Source organism: Lachnoclostridium sp. An181 (assembly GCF_002160325.1).
Classification (GTDB): Bacteria; Bacillota; Clostridia; order Lachnospirales; family Lachnospiraceae; genus An181.
Genome location: NZ_NFKJ01000015.1, coordinates 1 through 22,882 on the forward strand (window position 1 = coordinate 1; position 22,882 = coordinate 22,882).

At 43.3% G+C, this 22,882-nt stretch carries 13 protein-coding genes; 11 read left to right on the forward strand and 2 right to left on the reverse strand.

The window, feature by feature from the left end; translation table 11 throughout:
• Positions 1-112 precede the first annotated feature (112 nt).
• The 11 genes from B5F18_RS09590 to B5F18_RS09635 all read left to right on the forward strand — a co-directional run bounded on the left by B5F18_RS09590 (position 113) and on the right by B5F18_RS09635 (position 20,695).
• Positions 113-6,286, forward strand: a complete 6,174-nt coding sequence (locus tag B5F18_RS09590; RefSeq protein ID WP_087157445.1) for a carbohydrate-binding protein — start codon at positions 113-115, stop codon at positions 6,284-6,286.
• A 192-nt stretch (positions 6,287-6,478) separates the two neighbouring features.
• Positions 6,479-8,092: a phosphoenolpyruvate carboxykinase (ATP) gene (gene pckA / locus B5F18_RS09595; protein ID WP_087157446.1), complete on the forward strand. Its 1,614-nt coding sequence runs from the start codon at positions 6,479-6,481 to the stop codon at positions 8,090-8,092.
• 355 nt (positions 8,093-8,447) lie between these two features.
• Positions 8,448-13,463, forward strand: coding sequence for a discoidin domain-containing protein (locus B5F18_RS09600; protein WP_087157447.1), 5,016 nt, complete (start codon positions 8,448-8,450; stop codon positions 13,461-13,463).
• A 196-nt stretch (positions 13,464-13,659) separates the two neighbouring features.
• Positions 13,660-13,791, forward strand: coding sequence for a hypothetical protein (locus B5F18_RS12830; RefSeq protein ID WP_275532827.1), 132 nt, complete (start codon positions 13,660-13,662; stop codon positions 13,789-13,791).
• Between the two features lie 30 nt (positions 13,792-13,821).
• Positions 13,822-14,130 (forward strand): DUF6110 family protein, encoded by a 309-nt coding sequence (locus B5F18_RS09605; protein ID WP_087157448.1) that lies wholly within the window; start codon positions 13,822-13,824, stop codon positions 14,128-14,130.
• 9 nt (positions 14,131-14,139) lie between these two features.
• On the forward strand, positions 14,140-16,221 hold the full coding sequence (locus B5F18_RS09610; protein WP_087157449.1) for a heavy metal translocating P-type ATPase: 2,082 nt from the start codon (positions 14,140-14,142) through the stop codon (positions 16,219-16,221).
• Between the two features lie 126 nt (positions 16,222-16,347).
• Positions 16,348-16,770 (forward strand): flavodoxin, encoded by a 423-nt coding sequence (locus B5F18_RS09615; protein ID WP_087157450.1) that lies wholly within the window; start codon positions 16,348-16,350, stop codon positions 16,768-16,770.
• Positions 16,771-17,218: 448 nt separating this feature from the next.
• Complete coding sequence (gene tyrS, locus B5F18_RS09620; RefSeq protein ID WP_087157451.1) at positions 17,219-18,439, forward strand: tyrosine--tRNA ligase; 1,221 nt, start codon at positions 17,219-17,221, stop codon at positions 18,437-18,439.
• The gene (locus tag B5F18_RS09625) at positions 18,436-19,179 is read left to right on the forward strand and encodes a ZIP family metal transporter (protein WP_087157452.1); all 744 of its coding nucleotides are present in this window, start codon (positions 18,436-18,438) and stop codon (positions 19,177-19,179) included. Before tyrS ends, B5F18_RS09625 begins: the two co-directional genes overlap by 4 nt.
• A gap of 21 nt (positions 19,180-19,200) precedes the next feature.
• Positions 19,201-19,707 (forward strand): flavin reductase family protein, encoded by a 507-nt coding sequence (locus B5F18_RS09630; RefSeq protein WP_087157453.1) that lies wholly within the window; start codon positions 19,201-19,203, stop codon positions 19,705-19,707.
• 133 nt (positions 19,708-19,840) lie between these two features.
• On the forward strand, positions 19,841-20,695 hold the full coding sequence (locus tag B5F18_RS09635) for a DUF368 domain-containing protein (protein ID WP_242955839.1): 855 nt from the start codon (positions 19,841-19,843) through the stop codon (positions 20,693-20,695).
• Between the two features lie 137 nt (positions 20,696-20,832).
• On the opposite strand, the gene B5F18_RS09640 is transcribed toward B5F18_RS09635, so the two are convergent.
• Together B5F18_RS09640 and B5F18_RS09645 are read right to left on the reverse strand one after the other, a co-directional pair.
• A complete protein-coding gene (locus B5F18_RS09640; RefSeq protein ID WP_087157454.1) occupies positions 20,833-21,306 on the reverse strand; it encodes a dihydrodipicolinate synthase family protein in 474 nt (157 codons plus the stop codon).
• Between the two features lie 122 nt (positions 21,307-21,428).
• Entirely contained in the window at positions 21,429-22,739 is a 1,311-nt protein-coding gene (locus B5F18_RS09645; RefSeq protein WP_087157455.1) for an alpha-amylase family glycosyl hydrolase, read from the reverse strand.
• Positions 22,740-22,882 lie beyond the last annotated feature (143 nt).

Genomic DNA, 22,882 nt, shown 5'->3' on the forward strand with positions numbered 1-22,882 from the left:
GAAGAAGCCTCTTCTGAAAGGATGTTTAGAATTATCCTTCTGTCTAATCAAAAAAGAATAAGTCTGTAAGCTGTTTTATGCTTACAAACTTATTATACGAGGAGGAAAAGAAATGAAAAAAAGACGAAAAATTATGTGCAAAAAAAGAAGAAAACAGGTACTTGCATTTGTCTGTGTTTTCACGCTTGGGATATCAGGTTTCGCAGGAATACCTGTTTCGGTTTATGCAGCACCAGAAATGATGTCCCAGCCGCAGGCAAAAGAGAAAGGTGTGTTGATTCCTCAGTTTATGATGACTCCGCAAGTGTCCAGCGAGGAGACAAGCAGTGATCAATGTTTTGGAAGAAATGTATTGGATGGGAAACCAGAAACTATGTGGCACACCACATGGTCAGGTACAGCAGCCAAGCCGCCGCACTGGATTATTCTTGATTTGGGAAAAGCTTTGCCAGTGCAAAAGCTGTATTACCTTCCAAGACAAAACAGCGGGACAAATGGAATGATCACAAATTACAAAATTTCAGTCAGTATGGACGGAAAGGAATTTCAGGAAGTTGCGGCAGGTACATGGAAGGTTGATGAAACGGAAAAAACAGTTTCCTTTGATTCTGTACAGGCAAGATACGTTCGGCTGGAGGGAAATGATACTTTTGCATCTTGCGCAGAGTTAAATATTGAGACAACAGACCTGACATGTGAAGAATTGTGGAACACGCTAAAAGAGGCAGAAAGCATATTGGATAATGCTCAGGTGGGGGATGAGGTTGGAAAATATCCGCAGGAAGCATATGAGACATTGGAGACAGCCATTGCGGATGCAAAGACAATTGCAGCAGCTCCTGATACAACAAAAGAACAGAGCCAGGAGGCAGCGTATGTGCTGGAAGATCAGATTAAAATCTTTTTATCAAAGCAGAATCGTTATGGTAAAGAAGAATTAGAGGAATTGATTGATCAGGCAAATGAACTGCTACAGAATACCTCCGTTGGTACAGAAGAAGGCCAGGTTTCAGAAGAATCAAAAGTAGAATTGCAGGCAGCGATTCAAACAGCAGAAGAATTATTGCAGAAAGGGGATGTGGATTCAGAAAGCGTTCATCAAGGTTATCTGGATCTTCAGATGGCGATTCAGAAATTTCAGGATCATGTGATTGCAGAGGTAAAATCTCTGGCAGGAACTTGGGGACTGAAACTAGGGTCATATGATTCATCCGATGAGAAATTAGAAGACGTCTGTGTTTTACCGGGAACTCTGGATGAGAATGAGAAAGGTACAAAAAATTCATCTGTTTCTACCAACAAACTCAACAGGAAATATACTTATACAGGACCGGCAGTCTACCAAAAACAAGTGTATATTCCTCAGAATTGGGAAGGAAAATCAGTTACACTGCTTATGGAACGTACCAAGATAACAAGGGTGTGGATGAACGGAAAAGAACAGACTATATGCAGTTCCAATAATGCATTAGGTGTGCCTCAGATTTACCAGATAGAAGAGTTTGAACCTGGTAAAGAGAACACACTGACTATTGAAGTGACCAATGACGATTATCCGATATCCACAGGCAGTCATATGTTAACGGAAGAGACAGTGACTAACTGGAATGGTATTATTGGAAAGATTCAGTTGGAAGCCAAAAATATGGTTTCCATGGACGAAGTCCGTATTTATCCTGATATTGAAAAAAATACGGCAGATATTAAAATGAGGATAAAAAACAGCGAAAAGGCAAAAGGAGAGGCTGTGCTTTGTATATCTGCAAAAAGCTATAATCATGAGGGAAATGCAGATGAAGTTCAGACACAGGAATTTCCGGTGAATTTGAACGGGGACGAGATACAGGATGTGGCCATTACCTATGCAATGGGTGAAAATCCGAAACTTTGGTCAGAATTTGACCCTGCAATGTATCATATAGATCTTTTTCTTGAATTTGACGGTGAGAAAGATGAACGGACCGAATCTTTCGGAATGAGAGAATTTTCTTATGCTGACAGAAAATTTACGATTAATGGAACGAAAACGTTCCTGCGTGGAGAAGGAAACTCTGCTGTCTTTCCGTTGACAGGATATCCATATATGACAAAAGAAGAATGGTTAGATTTTTTCGGAAAAGCACAGGAGCTTGGAATCAACTTTTTCCGTTTTCATTCCTGGACGCCACCGGAAGCGGCTTTTGAGGCAGCAGATGAATTGGGAATCTATATGCAGCCGGAATTGTACGGATTTGGAGGAACTCCATTTAAGCCAAATGGAAATGATACGAAATCCGCAGATTACTTTAAGGATGAAGCAGTGCGCATTTTACATGCTTTGGCAAACCATCCGTCATTTGTCATGATGTCCTGCGGTAACGAGCTGGACACTGTGTCATCGGATAACAGAACTTATGTAAATCAATGGACAGACCTGTGTAAATCTGTAGATGATACCAGATTATATGCGGAAGGTACAAACAATAATTATTGGAATCCTTCCTTTAATGAAAAAGATGACTACTGGACAACATGTAAGACACATTCCACTGCACAGAAAGATCAGATTCGTATTTCCTTTTCATGGGCAGATGATAAAGGGGGAGGAACGATCGAAACCTTGGATCCGAATACAGATCATACATATGATGGAGCCCTGGAAGGATATGAAAAGCCGATTATGAATCATGAAGCAGGTCAGTATCAGGTTCTTCCAAATTTTGACGAAGAAATTCCGAAATATTCCGGGGGTGTTTTTGAGGCAAGGAACTTGAAATATTACAGGGATCTGATGGAATCAAACGGATTGTTGTATATGAATGAGATTTTTTCAAAAGTATCTGCAAGAGTGTCCGCAATCGGATATCGTGCAGACATGGAGACAGCTCTTCGATCAAATGATCTTGCCGGATATCAGCTTTTAAGCATTCAGGATTTTCCGGGACAGGGGACAGCGCATGTAGGTATTCTTGATAACTTTATGGAAGATAAAGAAGGTGGTTTTACAAAGGAACAGTATAAAAACTTTAACCAGGAGACAGTTGTTCTCGGGAAATTGCCGCAGCTTGTATTTACAAATGATCAAACATTAACAGCAACGGCAATAGTATCAAATTACAGCCCTGATAAGATTGCAGATGCGGATATTTTCTGGAGATTGAAAGATGGAGATGAGATTCTGGAATCCGGAACACTTGATGCAAAAACTGTCGAACAGGGACAAGTAACAACAATGGGAGAGATCACTGCTCCATTAAATAAAGTGTCTCAGGCTGTGAAACTTACGCTGGAAATCGGTTCCGAAAAAATTGGAAATACCAATACCTATGATATTTGGGTATATCCGTCTGATGTCAGCACAAAGATTCCTGAAAATGTGACAGTTGCAGAACAGCTGGATGAGGATACCCAGAAGATTTTAGAGGAGGGCGGAAAAGTATTATTGCTTCCGACACCAAACACAAGAACACTGCCGGAAAGCACAGCTGTGCGATGGACAACAGACTACTGGAGCAGGATGTTCCACAAGTCAGACAAAGATGCACACACAATGGGAATGTATGTACAGAATACACATCCGGTATTTAAGGATTTCCCGACAGAGTATTTCAATGATTATCAGTGGTTTCATTTAATGAAAGGTTCCAGAGCACTGATTCTCGATAATCTGCCAAAAGAAATTGAGCCTCTTGCATGGAATATCGACCACATGCAATGGGGAAGAAAATTAGGAAGTCTTTTTGAAGCAAATGTAGGACAAGGCAGAATTATGGTGTGCACATTTGATCTGAAGAACCAAATCGAAGAGTATCCGGAGGCAAAACAGCTTTACAGAAGTATCCTGGATTATATGGCATCAGATGAGTTTGCGCCAAAAGCGGAGGTTACAGTTGAAGAATTAAAAGCTGTAATAAAAAACACGGATTCTTCAGATGCGTATGAGAGAATTGAGGCGGAAACTTACAGTGATGCATCAGATGGAGTAAGAAACGAAAGCGGAAAAGAAGAGGGATCTTCAGAAAATCAAACTGCAGTAGGAGGGTTGACCAAGTCTTCTTATCTGAAATACCCAAAAGTGGATTTTGGAGATCACGGTGCTGATAAAGTTATTATCAATGGGGCAAATGCAAATGATTATTCTGAATTTATCGATATATATGATGACGATACAGATGAGCTGATTGCAAAAGTGGAGTTTGAGCCAACGAAAAACGGATGGGGTACATATTGCTCTCAGGAATTTGAAATTCCAAGGCAGACTGGAGTCAAAAATCTAAGATTGGAGTTTGAAGTTGGTGCAATTGCTTTTAATTATTTCCGATTTAAAGAAACAGAACAAATTTTTATGAATCCGTATAAGCAGCTGGATCCGGAATCCGTATCTGCAGATATTGTGATCACGGATGGAGAAAACGGAAGTCATCGTGTAATGCAGAATTATGTAAGTGAAATTACCAATGAAGTAAAAATTCAGTTTAATAATGTAGATTTTGGCAACCAAGGAAGCAGTAAGATGACAATCCAGGGACGCGCCTTATCCGATGCGGATGTTACCGGAACGATTCAATATGAGGATTCCCAAAAAGGGAAACAGGTAATACCATTTATTTTCCATGCAGGAGAAGGGGAGGCCTATGAATTATCCTCCGAAACTTTCTTTAAGCAAACAGTACCGCTTGCCGGAATTAAGGACGTGCAGAACTTGATTGTATCTTTTGATCAGGGAACCAAATTTGATTTTGAGGCACTTGTGTTTACTGAGGCCCAAGAAGTTCCAAAGGAATATACTAAGGCGTTGGAAGAAGCAGAAACAATATTCCGGAAATTAGAAATCAAACCGCTGTATTATACGCAGGACTCTGTAGCAGCATTAAAAGCAGCATATGATACAGCAAAAACAGTGGATACTACTAACGCTGAAGAAGTGAAAAATGTGACAGATAGATTGAATGAAACACTGGATCAGCTCGTAGAAACCGGAAAGGCGAAATCTGCATATACAATTACATATGCAAGAAATTATGATGAAACCACAGGAAACGGAGTAAAACTGGAACGCAAGGAAGATCAGGTTGTCGGAGGGTTTGATAAAGGTGAAGAACTGATTTTCCAAGGTATTGATTTTGGAGATAAAGGAGCAATACGTCTCACAGTCAGAGCTGCAAACGGAAGATCGGAAACAGAGAAGGAGTCAATTGCCAAACTGAATGTATGGTATGGAGACGGCAAAAAGGATTACGTTCAGGTCACTATTCCGAGAACTGGAGGATGGGGCGTTGAAAATGATACAGATATTACAGTGGAGATTCCAGCAGGAAAGATAAAAGGTGTAAAAGATATCAAAATTGAACTTGCAGAAGGCGCACTGGCATTCCATTCCTTTACATTCGAAGAACTTGCAGAACAAGAAGAATTATCCACAGCAATCTTGGAATATGCAATCAATCTTGCACGGACAGCAGATACCACAAATGTAATTGAAACTGTAAAATCCAAATTTGAGAAAGTGCTGGCAGATGCCGAAAAACTGCTTGCAGATGTACAGGCAGGGGCTGAAGGCATTACTCAGAGCATGATAGATGAAAGCTGGCAGAATCTGATCAAGGCAATGCAGTACCTGCAATTTAAACAGGGTGACAAAGCAGACTTGGAAAAAGTAGTTGCAATGGCAGCAGAAATAGAAGGTAAGCTGGATGCATATCTGGAAACTGGAAAAACAGCGTTTGAAGATGCACTTGCAACAGCAAGAAAGGTACTGAAAAATGAAGATGCAATGCAGGAAGAAGTAGATACTTCATGGAAAACTCTTCTTGAGGCAATGGTGGACTTAAGACTGAAACCAGATAAGGGAGCGCTTAAAGAGCTGATCAGCCAGGCTGCAGGTCTCAAAGAAGATGCATACGAGACAGAAGGATTCGCCCTGATGCATACAGCATTGGCAGATGCACGGCAAGTATATGCAGATGAAAATGCAGATCAGCATGCAGTGGATGCAGCAAAAAACAATTTGAAAGATGCAATTGCGAAACTGATACCGATTTCTGCGAAAACGGACAAAAAACAAGAGGATGAAGAAAACGTTTCTGCAGGGACCACTGTATCAGGAGCACATAACAGCAACAAAGATAACACTGCAAATACAAATAAAAAAGCTGTTCAAAAAACAGCTGAAAATACAGCAAAATCTGTAAAAACAGGAGATGACGTAAATTCTGCAATGATGTCAGCAGTAATGGCTGCAGCATTGTCAGCAATGGCAGTGTGTGCCGCGGTTCTGGTAAAAAGTAGAAAAAGAAGGCTCTATTAGACTGGGTTCCGTTAAAAAAATATCATTATTTGAGAAAAAAACATGGATTTTTTTGGATTTCTTTGCTAGAGTATGTATAATGAATGGTAGGAAAGTTTGGCAACCTTACTTTCCTGCCTTGATATGATAAGCTCCGCGCAGTCGGATTCTTATGATATTACTATATTATGAAAGAAAAGAGGTTAAAGTAAGATGGCAGAAATCAATTTAAGCAAGTATGGCATTACGGGAACCACAGAAATCGTACACAATCCTTCTTATGAAATGTTATTTGAGGAAGAGACGAAAGCAACTCTGGAAGGGTTTGAAAAAGGACAGGTCAGTGAACTTGGTGCGGTTAATGTAATGACTGGTGTGTATACAGGCCGTTCACCAAAAGATAAGTTCATCGTAATGGACGAAAATTCAAAAGACACAGTATGGTGGACCTCAGACGAATACAAAAATGACAATCATCCTGCAACAGAAGAAGCATGGAACACAGTAAAAGACATCGCGATCAAAGAACTCTCCAACAAAAGACTTTTTGTAGTAGATGCTTTCTGCGGTGCAAACAAAGATACACGTATGGCTATCCGTTTTATCGTTGAGGTGGCTTGGCAGGCTCACTTCGTAACAAATATGTTCATCCAGCCAACAGCTGAAGAGTTGGAAAACTTTGAGCCGGACTTCGTTGTATACAATGCATCCAAGGCAAAAGTAGAAAACTACAAAGAACTTGGTCTGAACTCTGAGACAGCAGTTATGTTCAACATCACAAGCCGTGAGCAGGTTATCGTTAATACATGGTACGGCGGAGAGATGAAAAAGGGTATGTTCTCCATGATGAACTACTATCTGCCGCTGAAAGGCATTGCATCCATGCACTGCTCTGCAAACACAGATATGAACGGAGAGAACACTGCAATTTTCTTTGGTCTTTCCGGAACAGGTAAGACAACACTTTCCACAGACCCGAAACGTCTTCTCATCGGTGATGACGAGCACGGCTGGGATGACAATGGTGTGTTCAACTTTGAAGGCGGATGTTATGCAAAAGTTATTGACCTGGACAAAGACTCTGAGCCGGACATCTACAATGCGATCAAACGCAACGCGCTTCTTGAGAACGTAACACTGGATGAAAACGGTAAAATTGATTTCACAGATAAGAGCGTGACAGAGAACACACGTGTATCTTACCCAATTGACCACATCAACAATATCGTACGTCCGGTTTCTTCCGCTCCGGCTGCCAAGGAAGTAATCTTCCTGTCAGCAGACGCATTCGGAGTACTTCCTCCGGTATCCATCCTGACTCCGGAGCAGACACAGTACTACTTCCTGTCCGGTTTCACAGCAAAACTTGCAGGTACAGAGCGCGGAATCACAGAGCCGACACCTACATTCTCTGCTTGCTTTGGACAGGCATTCTTAGAGCTGCACCCTACAAAATATGCAGAAGAGCTTGTCAAGAGAATGGAACAGAGCGGAGCAAAAGCTTACCTTGTAAACACAGGATGGAACGGAACAGGGAAACGTATCTCTATCAAAGATACACGTGGTATCATCGATGCGATCTTAAACGGAGATATCCTGAAAGCTCCTACAAAGAAAATCCCATACTTCAACATCGAAGTTCCAACAGAGCTTCCAGGTGTAGATACAAACATCTTGGATCCTCGCGACACTTATGCAGATGTTGCTGAGTGGGAGACAAAAGCAAAAGATCTGGCACAGAGATTTGTGAAGAACTTTGCAAAATACGAAGGAAACGAAGCTGGTAAAGCATTAGTTTCTGCAGGTCCTCAGGTAGACGAGAAATAATAAAATTGAAAAGATGAATAAAAATTTCGAGGGTATCGCAAAACCGTCAAAACAGACGGAGCGATACCCTCGTTTTATGTTGTGAAAAACTAATGCCGGGTCAAGAATTTGGCGGTGGTATCCGTCCATACATCTTTTTTTCTGATCGTAAAACCAGCAATTTATGGAGATATTATACAGTTGTGCGGTATGGATTCCTGGAAAAATGTGAACCAGAATAATTGAGGAAATAAATTGATGCATATGTGAGGAAATTGTACATTTATCATAAGATTTTTAAAATACTTTTTCTGGACAAAGGAATACAATAAGTTTATTGTAGCTAAATGTTTTTACAGAAAAAGGAGGACTGTGAATGAAAAAGAAAAAATTTATGGCCCTGGCATTGAGTGCAGCGCTGGTTTTATCGGCCTTTTCGCCGGTATTTCCAGCCAAGGCACAGGATACTCAGCCATCGTCAGCAGTGATGGTTGAAAATGACCAGGAAACAGACAGACAGATTTTGAACTTCAACAATGACTGGCATTACAAGAAAGGGGATGTGTCCGGGGCTGACCAGACAGGTTTTAATGACAAGTCCTGGGTATATGTGAATCTTCCTCACTCTACATCATTTTATGATGCGGACAACAAGGAGGCCTATCTTGGGATCAGCTGGTACCGCAAGAATTTTACCATTGATGAAAGTTTAAAAGGAAAAGAATTGCTCCTGACTTTTGAGGCAGCCATGCAGAAAGCCGAAGTCTGGCTCAATGGCGAAAAAATCATGACCCATGAAGGCGGATATACTCCATTTGTCATTGACTTGACCGACAAAGTAAATTACGGCGGCGACAATGTGATGGCGATCAAAATGGACAGCCGGCCAAACACCAATTTTGCTCCGGGAAAAACCAATCCTGATTTCCAGTACTGGGGCGGCATCTATGGAGAGGCATACATCACGGCAAAAGATCCCGTACACATTACAGACGCAGTGGAGGCAGACGAAGTGGCTGGAGGCGGAGTGTTTATCACAGCGCCGGATGTAAGTAAGGAGAAGGCAACTGTCAAAGTAAAAACTCATGTGGAAAACTTAAGCGATGAGACTCGGACGGCAACGCTGGAGACACAGCTGATCGATGAGGATGGTAAGGTTGTGACAACAAAGACAGATCAGCAGGATATTGAATCCAAAGGTGCCGTTTACTACAACCAAACCATGGAAGTGGAAAACCCAAGACTTTGGTCCACCAACACACCGGAACTTTATACAGTCCGCACGACTGTAAAGGTAGACGGAGTAAAAAAAGACAGTGTGGACACCACATATGGTATCCGCAAGGTAGAGTGGAAACGAGAAGGGCTCTATGTCAATGATGAATTGACAAAAGTGGACGGTGCAAATCTTCACACAGAAATCTATATGCTTGGCAATGCACTGCCGGAAAGTGAAATTTATCAGCAAATAAAAGAATACAAAGAAAATGGATTTGATTTCCTGAGAATGTCCCATTATCCACATGTAGATGCATTCTATGATGCATGTGACAAATACGGTGTTATGGTTCTGGAATGTGCATCCGGATGGCAGTACTACAACAACTCTGAGGCATTCAAGAACAGTACTTATGAAGAACTTAGAACAACGATCCGCGGACACAGAAATCATCCAAGTATCATGGCCTGGGAGACAAGCTTGAATGAGAGCAACTATACATATGACTGGGCAGTTGAGATGAACCGGATTGCAAAAGAAGAGTATCCAAAGGATGGCGATTCTTATGCATGGACAGCGGGATGTATTCAGTGGAATGCATGGGATATCGGCCTTGGAACACCACAGGCAGCAATCTTTAGGAACGGTTCCCAGGGAGCAGAAAATGCAAATAACATAAATAAACCGATCATTGTTGCAGAGTATGGCGACTGGACATATGGAGGAACCTATTCCACAACGCGTGTCACACGTGAAAAAGACAATACTTACGGCAAAAAAGGCGGAGATGAAGGTATGCTCATCCAGTCTGACAATGCGCAGGAGAGCGTTGCACTTATGAATTCCAAAGATTATGTGGGCGCATCCATGTACTGGGATTATGCAGATTATGCAGGATTTGACGCCGGTACGCTGACATACTGCGGTGTTGTGGATATTTACAGAATTCCAAAGCATTCTGCATATTTCTACAGAAGCCAGAGAGATCCGGATATCGACCTCTCCGAATATGGAATTGAGAGCGGACCGATGGTTTATATTGCAAACCTTTGGGATCAGGATGCAGACAACTCAGAAGTGAGAGTGTTCAGCAACTGCGATACAGTGGCATTGTATCTTGACGGAAAGCTGATCGAAGAGAGAGGCCATGATGAGACAATGTGGGGACCACATGGAGATACCAGTGAAGTAAATTCACCAAGTGCGGATGCAGGTAAAGAGATCAGCACAGAAAATCTGGAATATGCACCGATTACCTTTGATCTTAGCGATTATGAGGCAGGAAAAGGTGAGCTTAAGGCAGTTGGGAAAATCGATGGTGTGGAACAGGCTGAATATATAAGAAGAGCACCGCAAGCAGCACAGAGTGTACAGCTTGTGGAAAGAAATGACGGTAAAATCAAGCTGGATGGCAGCGATGCAAAACTGCTTTGGGTAAATATTGTAGATGAAAATGGAACAGTAGTGACAGATTCTTATGATGAAGTAAGTTTCAGTGTAGAAGGTCCTGGACTTGTTGTCGGACCAAAGACGATAAAGGTAAGAGGCGGACAGCTTGGAGTTTGGGTAAAGAGTAAACGTGGGGAAGGCAACATCACATTGACAGCATCTGCAGACGGACTTGCGCCGGCATCCATTGTTCTTGAGACAGAGGCAGTGGAAGGACTTCCAGAAGTGCCGGAAGGAGGAGATGCTGACGAGTATGAATTCCAGGAAACAGCAGATGCAAATATCTTCCTTGGAAAAGCCACAAGCGCAAGCACGGAAAACATCAAACCGGATGCAAGTAAAAGTGAATTGTCAGAGTATGCGGTTGACGGAGATGACAATAAAAAGTGGTGTGCATCCAGCGGTTCTTATCCTCAGTGGTGGATGGTGGACCTTGGATCTTCCACAAAGATCAATACATTGAATCTTTCCCTGGAAACAGCAGGTATTGCTTATTACTATACGATCGCAGTGGCAGAGGAACCGATTACCGATGAAAATGTGGACCAGTATATTGTCGTGGACAACAGCCAAGGAAGCACAGATACTGCATTTACATTTGAAAATGTAAAAGGACGCTATGTTCGGATTGATTTTACAAAACAGGCAAATAATGAATGGGCGGTGTTAAGAGAAGTGTCCGGTACCGGAGAATCTACAAACATAGCCCTTAACAAAGCGGTAAAGGCAAGCAGTGTGAACGTTGGTGGAAATGGTCAGGAAAAGGCAGAGTACGCAAATGATGGAAACATGCAGACAAAATGGTGCGCAGTAGGCGGCCAGGGTACAAAAGATCACTGGTGGCAGGTGGATCTTGGAACAACATACCAGCTGTCAAATGTAAAAATCCATTTTGAGAGCGAGGAAGGCGCATACAAGTTTGTTCTTCAGGGCTCCACAGATGGCGAACACTTTAAAGACATCCAGGATTTCCGTGATGGTGAAGGATGCGGTAACCTTGTGGATGTCCAGCTGGACGAGACAGTACAGTACTTAAGAATTTACGATATCACAACAGGAAATATGAGCAAATACTGGCCATGTATCTGGGAAGTGGAAGCATACGGTGAAAAAGTTGATTACAAACCTGTCAGCGTTTCCAGAGAAAAAGAAATGACTGCGTCTTCAAGCGCGGAAGGAAGTATGCCGGAATACGGCAGCAACGGTGTCCCGAATTACTTCTGGTATCCTGCAACAACAGGGGAAGAGTGGTGGATGGTAGATACAAAAGGTATCTATGAGCTGGATAACATTCAGATGACATGGAATACAGAGGAAGATCACTATTACCTTATCGAAGGTTCTATTGACGGGGAACATTGGGAGACATTGGCAGACCATACAACAACTCCGGCATCCGCTATCCGTCCTTATGACGCAGTGGAAGGTACGGCCCGATATATCCGCATTACGCTCCCGGAAGGACGAAACTCACAGCAGGGATTTGGACTGTTTGACGCATATGCAGTGGCAGCAGAGGAAAGAGGCGTCAAGTCTATCGCAGAATTAGAATCCGTCACAGTTGAGGCAGGAACTGAATGGGAAAACATGGACCTTCCAAAAGAAGTGGAAGTTGTACTGGAAGATGATGTGAAGACAACACTTCCTGTAACATGGAATCAGGACAGTCTTACGCAGACAGGAGAAGGAATTTACACAGTCAAAGGTGTCGTAAGTGCAATCCCTGGTGTGGCAATGGAAGACACAGAGGTGACTCTTACCATCAACACAACAACAAGTGAACTTCGTACATCGGTATTGGAATATCTTGTAAGCATTGTCAAAGATTTGGATACAGATGGTGTGGTAGAATCTGTAGTTGCTGAATATGAAGAAAGACTGGCAGCAGCACAAAAGATTCTTGAAGATGTGGAAAGCGGCAGTGTTTCCGTCACACAGACCCAGATTGACGAGGCTACATGGAATCTTTTGGAGATCGTGCAGTACTTTAGTTTTAAACAGGGAGACAAGACGGAACTACAGAAAGTAGTGGACATGGCGGAAACGATCGATCTTGGAAAATATTTGGAACAAGGCCAGGATGTATTTACCGAAACTTTGACAAATGCCAAAGAGGTTCTGAAAGACGGGGATGCAATGCAGGAGGACGTAGACACTGCATGGAGAGCACTATTAAAAGCAATGAGTGAACTCAGGCTGAAACCGGACAAGACAGCATTGGAGAACGTTCTCAAAGAGGCGAATGCAAAAGATGCAAGAGCTTACACAACAGAAAGTTACCAGGCGCTGTTGGATGCAGTGGCAGATGCAACAGACGTATACCACGACGGACAGGCTGATGAAAGTCAGGTAAAAGCAGCTGCGGGAAGTGTACGCGCTGCAATCGCAGGGCTGGTTGTTAAGGCATCCGGCGAGAGCACAGATGATTCCCGGAATACAGGAGAAGGCCAGGCAACAACAGATACAAAATCAACGGCAAACACAGAAGATACAGCAGCACCAGATGACAAACAGAAGACATCCCAGGAAAACGAGACAGGAAAAACCGGGGATACTTCCACAGACAAGAGTGGAAAGAATGTAAAATCCGCAAAAACCGGAGATGAATTCAATGCTGTACCGTACATTGTCGTACTTGTGATCGCAGTTGTCGGTATTGCCGCAGTTGCAGGATATAAGGTGTACAAAAAGAAAAAAGACAATCAGGAAAACGGACAGTCTTAGGAATTTTCCGAAAATAAATATTGATGGACGCAAGGGAGCCATTGTGAAATAGATGATTCATCATCTATGGAGCAATGGCTCCTTTTATTGGTATATTTCATGCATGCGTTTCTTCCTGGGAAAAAGGCAAGAAAAGAGAAAAATTATCAATAACAATTGTTAGCATTGGATAACCTTTTAGGAGGGGGTATAATGAATGAAACCCAAAGATAAGGTGTGGATTCACAGGAAAAAGGAAGTGATGCAGATGAAGAAACACAGATTTTGGGCATGGGCAACCTGTGTGTGCATGTTCATGGTATTTTATACAGGATACAAACATAAATAGAAAAAGCAAAAATTGACAGGAGGATGAAAAATGATCAGTAAATCAGTAGTACAAAAAATTTGTTTGTTTGCAGGAGGGGTTCTGTTTGGGACAGCAGGTGTGAAGGCGCTCTCCGGCAAAGATGCCAAAAAAGCATATGTACATATGACAGCAGCCGGATTGAGAGTGAGGGAATGTGTTCTTGACACTGTGACCACTGTGCAGGAGAATGCGGAGGATATTCTGGCTGAAGCAAAAGCAATCAATGAAAGCCGCGCAAAAGAAGAAATTGTCTCCGGTGAAAGCGCTGGCGAGGAAAAGGCAGCAAAGGAAGAGGAGACAGTATCCGAAGAGGCTTAAGAGACAGAGATGAAAATTACCATTAAGCATGAGATACAAGGGCGTATCCGATTTTCCTTAAGTGAGAAGAGACTTTCCTCCACGCAGGCGGATATGCTCTTATATTATTTAAAATCCATAAAACAGGTGACAGGGGCAAAAGTATATCAAAGGAGTGCGGACGCGGCGGTCACATTCACAGGTGACAGGGGAACACTTCTTGAAGAAATTGTAAAATTTTCTTTTAAGAATAAGGAAATACAGGCGCTTGTACCTGAGCACACAGGGCGGGAACTGACATCCTGGTATCAGGAAAAGCTCATCCTGATGGCTGTAAAACGCTACGTATATAAATGGTTTCTGCCGTCCCCGCTTAGGCATATCCGAATGGCATGGAATGCATTTATGTTTATAAAAAAAGGACTTCACTGTCTGTTGAAAGGAAACCTGGAAGTTCCTGTTCTTGACGCAGTGGCGATCAGCGTTTCTTTGCTGAGAAAAGATTATAAGACAGCAGAGTCCGTGATGTTTCTTTTACAGACCGGGGAGGTTATGGAAGAGTGGACCCACAAAAAATCCGTCGCTGATCTTGCAAGCAGTATGGCGCTGAATGTAGAGAAGGCATGGCTTGTGAACGGCGAGTCGGAAGTCCTTGTGCCGGTGAAGGAGATCCAGGAAAACGACATCATCCGTGTGCAGACCGGACATATGATTCCACTGGACGGGATCGTACATTTCGGGGAGGCCATGGTGAACCAGGCATCCATGACAGGGGAGAGCATTCCGGTAAAAAAAGCAGAAGGAGCGTATGTGTACGCGGGAACGGTTCTGGAAGAAGGGGAAATCTTGATCCGGATAAAATCCTCATCCGGCTCCACGAGGTATGAAAAGATCGTAAACATGATCGAAGATTCCGAAAAACTGAAATCTGCGGTGGAGAGCAGGGCAGAACATTTGGCAGACAGACTGGTGCCTTATACTTTTTTGGGAACAGGACTTGTGTACCTGCTGACAAGAAATATCACAAAGGCGTTGTCGGTCCTCATGGTGGATTTTTCCTGCGCCCTGAAACTTGCCATGCCTGTGACCGTGCTGTCGGCAATGAGGGAATGCCAGAATCATTGTGTCACGGTAAAAGGTGGAAAGTTTTTGGAGGCTGTGGCACAGGCAGACACCATCGTCTTTGACAAGACAGGGACTCTGACAAAGGCGCAGCCGACAGTTGCAAAGATTATCACATTTGCGGAAAGAGAACGGGACGTGATGTTAAGACTTGCAGCTTGTTTGGAAGAGCATTATCCACACTCCATCGCAAATGCAGTTGTAAAGCAGGCAGAAAAAGAAGGGCTGAAACATGAGGAAAGACATACGAAAATAGAGTATGTGGTGGCCCATGGAATCTCCTCAAAAATTGACGGGGAAAAAGTCATCATTGGCAGCCGGCATTTTGTCTTTGAAGATGAACAGTGCGTGATCCCGCAGGGGGAAGAGGAAAAATTTGATTCTATCAGCGATGAATACTCTCATCTTTACCTGGCGATTTCCGGTGTGCTCTCAGCGGTGATCTGCATTGAAGATCCTTTAAGAGAGGAAGCAGCGGAAGTGATCGAAAAGCTAAGAGATTGCGGATTTAAAAAAATCGTCATGATGACCGGGGACAGCGAGCGCACTGCAAGAGCGGTCGCAAAGAAAGCAGGTGTGGATGAATACTACGCGGAAGTGCTGCCCGAAGATAAGGCATCCTTTGTAGAAGAAGAAAAAAGACAGGGACGAAGGGTCGTCATGATCGGGGATGGCATCAATGATTCCCCGGCGCTTTCAGCGGCGGACGCAGGAATCGCCATCAGTGAAGGCGCACAGATCGCAAAAGAAGTATCAGATATTATGATATCAGATAGTAATCTGCACCAGCTTGTGGTGCTCAAGAAAATCAGCAACGGAGTATTCCAAAGAATCCAGGGAAATTACCGTTTTATCATAGGGTTTAATTTAAGTCTGATCATTCTGGGAGTTGTGGGAGTCATTGCTCCTTCGACATCTGCATTTCTGCACAATACGTCCACGCTTGGGATTGGCCTTAAGAGCATGACAAATATTCTGAAGGACGAATAAAAATGAGAAAATAACTCAATAGCATATGTTGACTTTTCCAGACTTGGCATGTAGACTAACAGACATAAAGTTAGTTAAAGCTAACTTTGTGGAGAAAGTAATCTATAATGAAAAGAGGTATACAAAATGAAAGCAGCAGTAATTTACTGGAGTGGTACTGGAAATACAGAGACAATGGCAGGAAAAGTAGCAGAGGGACTGCGGGCAGCAGGGGCCGAGACAAAGGTGTTCGCAGTCTCTGATATCAGCGCAGATGAGGCGGCAGACTATGATGTGCTGGCGCTTGGATGCCCGTCCATGGGAGTCGAGGAACTGGAGGAGTCAGAGTTTAGTCCATTTTATGAAAGTCTGGAACCGAAATTGTCAGGAAAACCGGTAGCTCTCTTTGGATCCTATGGATGGGGAGACGGAGAGTGGATGAGGACCTGGCAGGAAAATGTGCAGAACGCCGGCGCAAAGCTTGTGGCAGAAGGTGTGACCGCGAACGAGGCGCCAGATGATGAAGCACAGGCAGCCTGCGTGGAGCTGGGGAAAAAACTGGCCGAATAAGGGTAATTGAGGTGCTCATGGGTTGACAAACGTAATAGAATGGTTTAGTATGGCATCATACGGCGAAATGCATAGAAAAGAACAAGTAGCAGTGTATAAAAGCATACAGAAAGCGGCCGGTTGATGAGAGGAGCATGGAAAATAGACTGTGAATACATCTTGGAGCAGCACACCGAACAGATTGATTAGTAGGCTGTGACGGGGTGGCGCACGTTAACGCGCCAAAGTTTTTCGCAGACGGACCGATGGAGTTTAAGACATACTGTTGCGGATGCGAGAGACTTACGGAGACAGGCAGTGTGAACTGTCTGTAAATAAAGGTGGTATCACGGGAGATTTGCCTCGTCCTTTTTTAAGAATAAGAAGGGACGAGGTTTTTTTATTTACAAGTATTTTAGAAATTCGCCGTAGGATGCGATAGAAAGTTTGAAAGCAAAGGAGAAGAAAAATGGGAATTTATGAAGAATTGCAGGCCAGAGGGTTGATCGCCCAGGTCACAGACGAGGAAGAGATCAGAGAGCTGATCAACAATGGAAAGGCAACATTTTACATTGGATTTGACCCTACAGCAGACAGTCTCCACGTAGGACATTTCATGGCACTGTGCCTGATGAAACGTCTGCAGATGGCGGGAAATAAGCCGATCGCACTTATCGGAGGAGGGACAGGATACATCGGAGATCCATCCGGAAGAACAGACATGCGCTCCATGATGACGCCGGAGCAGATTCAGCACAACTGTGACTGTTTCAAAAAACAGATGAGCAAGTTTATTGATTTTTCCGATGGAAAAGCATTGATGGTGAACAATGCAGACTGGCTTTTGGATTTAAATTATATTGAACTTCTGCGCGAAGTGGGACCTCATTTCAGCGTAAACCGTATGCTGACAGCAGAGTGTTATAAGCAGAGAATGGAAAAAGGCTTAAGTTTCCTTGAATTCAATTACATGATCATGCAGAGCTACGATTTCTACATGCTGTACCAGAAATATGGATGCAACATGCAGTTTGGAGGAGATGACCAGTGGAGTAACATGCTCGGCGGTACAGAACTGATCCGCCGTAAACTGGGGAAAAATGCGTGTGCCATGACGATCACACTTCTTCTCAATTCAGAAGGGAAAAAGATGGGAAAAACACAGTCAGGCGCTGTATGGCTTGACCCGGAAAAAACATCTCCGTTTGATTTCTACCAGTACTGGCGAAATGTTGCGGATGCAGACGTGCTCAAATGTATCCGTATGCTCACATTCCTTCCTCTGGAAGAAATCGATGCCATGGATAAATGGGAGGGCAGCCAGTTGAACAAGGCAAAAGAAATCCTTGCATTTGAACTTACCAAACTGGTGCACGGAGAAGAGGAGGCTGTGAAGGCACAGGAAGCAGCAAGAGCGCTGTTCTCCAGCGGGAATGCGGAAAATATGCCAAAAGCAGAGCTTGAGGATACGGATTTCCAGGATGGCCAGATTGATATTATTTCCATCCTTGTAAAGAGTGGCCTTGTGCCGACAAGATCCGAAGGACGTCGTGCTGTAGAGCAGGGCGGAGTTTCCGTGAACGGAGAAAAAGTGACGGACTTCCGTGTTCTTTACAAAAAAGAAGATTTTGCAGAAGATTTTGTGTTAAAACGTGGGAAGAAAAACTTCCGTAAGGTAATAGTGAAATGATTGTATTGATAGGTTTAACCTTTTTGTCAGGAGTTGTGTGCAGCGGAATCGGGGGATGCGTGGGTGTTGTTGCCAGGAGAAAATCCGACAGGGCATTAAGTCTTTTGATGAGCTTTGCGGCTGGGATGATGCTCAGTATCGTCTTTTTTGACCTTCTCCACCATGCAACGGAATCACCGATGGATATCTGGATGATCGCCCTGATGATCCTTGCCGGTTTTTTGGTTGTACATTTTCTGCACAAAGTAGTGGAACACAGAGCAGCAAAACGTATGAAAGGGCTGGACTCTCAGATGTTTTTGAGCGGGATCGTTATGATCGTGGCCATTGCTTTTCACAACATTCCGGTGGGGATGACCATTGGTGCATCTTATCTTGGACATTCTCTTGCGTGGAGCAGCCCGGCAGTGACTCTTGCTATTTTAGTGGGGATCCACAACATTCCAGAAGGAATGTCTGTGTCAGCTCCCCTTTTGGCTAGCGGAATGTCCAAGTTTAAAACCGTATTGTTGACTGCGTTTGGCGGTATCACCATCATGATAGGCGGATTGCTTGGATATTTTATCGGTGATGTAAGTGAGAGCAGCCTTGCGGTGACATTAAGTTTTGCAAGTGGAGCCATGCTCTATATAACGCTTGGGGAGATGATCCCGCACGCGCAGAAAAAATGCCCGGGAAAGCTTACGACTTTGTTTGTCATTGTGGGCATGATCCTTGGGATGATATTGATTTATTCATAGAAATAGAAGGAGATGAGATTCATGAGTTTTTATGAAGTGAAACCAGAGGAGTTGCAGATCAATCCATTTACGACCATTGGCAGTGACTGGCTCCTTGTGACAGCAGGAAATGAAGAGAAATGTAACACCATGACTGCAAGCTGGGGCGGGATGGGAGTTCTCTGGAGAAAGAATGTGGTGACGATCTACATCCGTCCGCAGAGATATACAAAAGAATTTATCGACAAAAATGAGAGATTTACACTCTCTGTGCTTGGAAATGAATACCGAAACGCATTGAACATTTGCGGATCAAGATCAGGAAGAGATGTGGACAAATTTCAGGAGGCGCATATCACTCCATATTTCCTCGACGGCACCACTGCGGTGGAGGAGGCAGATATGATTTTTGTCTGCAGGAAAATGTACCATCAGTGGATGGATCAGGAATGCTTTGACGACAAGGATGCAGATAAACTGTGTTATCCGGACAAAGATTACCACATGGTGTATGTGGCAGAAATTGAAAAAGTGCTTGTAAGAGAGTAAAAATGTTGACAGGTAGGGCAGAACCGGATTCTTTGGTTCTGCTCTTTCTTTTTTTGCGTAAAGTAGAATATTGACATGGACTTCATTTCCGTGTTATGTTTATAAAATCATTTGTCAGGAGGATTGGAAAGTGATGCATATGAAAGAAAATCAAACAAGCAGAAAATCGGATGAGCTGTTTGTAGTCCGTGTGTTGCAAGGAATGCTGATAGGACTTGGGGCAGTCCTTCCGGGCATGTCCGGCGGAGTGCTCTGTGTTGTGTTTGGGATCTATAAACCCGTTATGGAACTGTTTGCAAATCCCTTGAAATGTTTCCGTACCCACATACCAAAATTGTTTCCGGTTCTGATCGGAGGCGCGGCCGGTTTCCTTGGCATTGCAAACCTTTTGGCCTTTTTTTTGGAAAAATATCCGAATCAGTCGGTTTGCCTTTTTATCGGATTGATCGTTGGAATGCTGCCGTCCCTGCTGCGCGAGGCAGGTGAGAAAGGGCGGACAAAAGGTTCCTGGATAGCCATGGGGATTTCGTTTGCAGTGATCATAGCGCTTTTGGCAGGGCTGAATGCGATGTCGGTCCGGATAGTGCCGAATACAGGCTGGTATGTGTTCTGCGGATTTTGTCTGGCACTGAGCATTATTGCTCCGGGGATGAGTTTTTCCACGCTGTTGATGCCGCTCGGTTTATACACGCCGTTTGTGGACGGATTGGGACATTTGCAGATGAACATCCTTATTCCGAGTGGAATCGGAGCGATCGTGACCATTATCTGTCTTGCCAAGGCAGTTGAGGCATTGTTTCAAAATTTTTATTCCTGTGCATTTCACGCAATTGTGGGGATTGTAGTGGCTGCCACCATTATGATCATACCATTCCAAAGTTTTCTGGAATCGCCGGGAGCTTTTTTTGCAAATGTGATCTGTCTGGTCATTGGTATTGTGTGTGCCTGGAAACTGGATAAATTCAATAACCGCTATCAAAAAGATTGATGACAGCGGAAGATGAAAAAACCTTTAAGCTGTCTTGCATCTGTTTGAAGGTTTACAAAAATTTGGGGATACTCCAAAGGGTGCCGTTCCATCATTCAGTCAGAAGTGTCTTGATGATAGAACGGCACCCTTGTTTTTTAGGTTCTTGCAGATACCGGGTGTCCCATGGCGTTTTTGCAGCAGATCATACAGTACGAATCGTGTTCCTGATGTTCCACTTTTACTTCTGTTTCATAAAGATCACCATCTGCGGTAAAGCGGATCGGATTGATGTCTGAAAAAAGTGTTTCGTTCAATTCTTCATACTTTTTCTGTATTTCTTCGCTTTGTTTGATATCACCTGCAAAAAAAGCGTAGCAAAGATCGCTGACTTCTTTTGGGCAGATATTAGACAGCACGGAAATAATGCCTTGTGACCCAAGAGCAAGGTCTGCAAAATGTTCCTGCATGTCAAGGCATGCAGTTTCGCCGGTCGTACCTGCCACGCCGATGGCATCTGTACAGTTTTGAATCTGAAATTCTATGAGTTCCTCCATTTGCGATAATGGATGTCCACGTTGGGTTTCATAGGAGTGATTATGACAACTCCGGTACCCTCGAATAACAATCATTCATGTTTATCTTTCCTCCTGTTTGGAATGTGCTGTTCTTTTCTGTATGTGTATTATAGCGGATAAGATATTAAGAAAAGATAAACAATATGGGGAAAAATATAAAAAGGCATAAAGATTTTTTATTCCATCTTCAGATAGCGCACACTGTATGCAGGGAGCAAAAGTTCTCCATTCAGAGTGAAATTTTCTTTGGAGATCAGATCTTTGGCAGTTCCTGTAAGAGCGGGATTTGAAATGGTAAAGTTATTCTCTTCTATATTAACGGCAATGAATATTTTTTCGGAATCACTTTTTCTCTCAAAAACAAGCTGCTTATTCGTGATAGCGATGTTTACATAGTTTCCGTTACAAAGAGCATCGCTTTCCCCGCGGATTTTTATTAAGGTACGGATAAAATCGGTCAGGTCGTTCGGTGCAGGCTTTTCAAAGCAAGGACGGAGCGCATAGTCGTCAAAGGCACCTTTTTCCCCCTCCGTTCCCCATTCACTTCCATAATAAAGACAAGGAATGCCGGGCATACCAAAAAGAAGTCCGTAGGCAAGAGGAATATGTTTCTTGTTGGTGAGAATGCTGGCAAGTCTTGTCACATCGTGGTTATCCGCGAAACTAAGCAGATGTTTCCCGCGGTAAATGCACCAGTTTTCCGGTCCGAACTGGCGGTTCAAAGAGTGAGCGATCTCAAAAAGATTCATGGAGTTTAAACTGGAATAAAGACCTTTATAGCACTCGTAGTTTGTACAGCTGTGCAGCATTTCATCGTTGACAATCTGGTTGTAGTCGCCAAAGAGGACTTCCCCGATAAGTGCAAAACCTGGTTTCAGTTCCTGGGTAAATTTTCGCAGGCGTTTCAAAAATTCGCGGTCCAGGCAGTAGGCAACGTCGAGGCGAAGTCCGTCGATGTCAAAGGTGTCTATCCAGAAACGGACACAGTCTAAAAGATAGTCCACAACCTGTGGATTCTGCAGGTTCAGCTTGACAAGTTCAAAATGCCCTTCCCATCCTTCGTACCAGAAACCATCATTGTAACCATTATTTCCGTCAAAGTTGATGTGGAACCAGTCTTTATACGGAGAATCCCATCTTTTTTCTTTAACATCCTGGAATGCCCAGAATCCGCGTCCCACATGGTTAAAGACACCGTCCAGCACAATGCGGAGGTTGTGTTCATGCAAAGTACGGCAGATATCTGTGAAATCTTCGTTTGTTCCCAGTCGGCAGTCGATCTTTAAGAAGTCTCTTGTATCGTATCCATGATTGTCAGATTCAAAGACTGGATTGAGGAGGATTGCTCCGACGCCAAGAGTTTCAAGATAAGGTGCCCACTCTTTGAGTTTATTTAGTCTGGATATGCAGACTCCATCATTGGATATCGGAGCTCCACAAAATCCGATTGGATATATTTGATAAAACGTGTTTTCATAAGCCCACATAAGTATATCTCCTCTCAAGTTTAATGGATAAAGATTTCGTTGATCTCACGAAAAACTATCTATTATAGTATACGGTTTTGTAAAGATAATGTAAATAACAGATATAAAAATAAAACAGAAAAAAGCGAAATATATTTGTAATA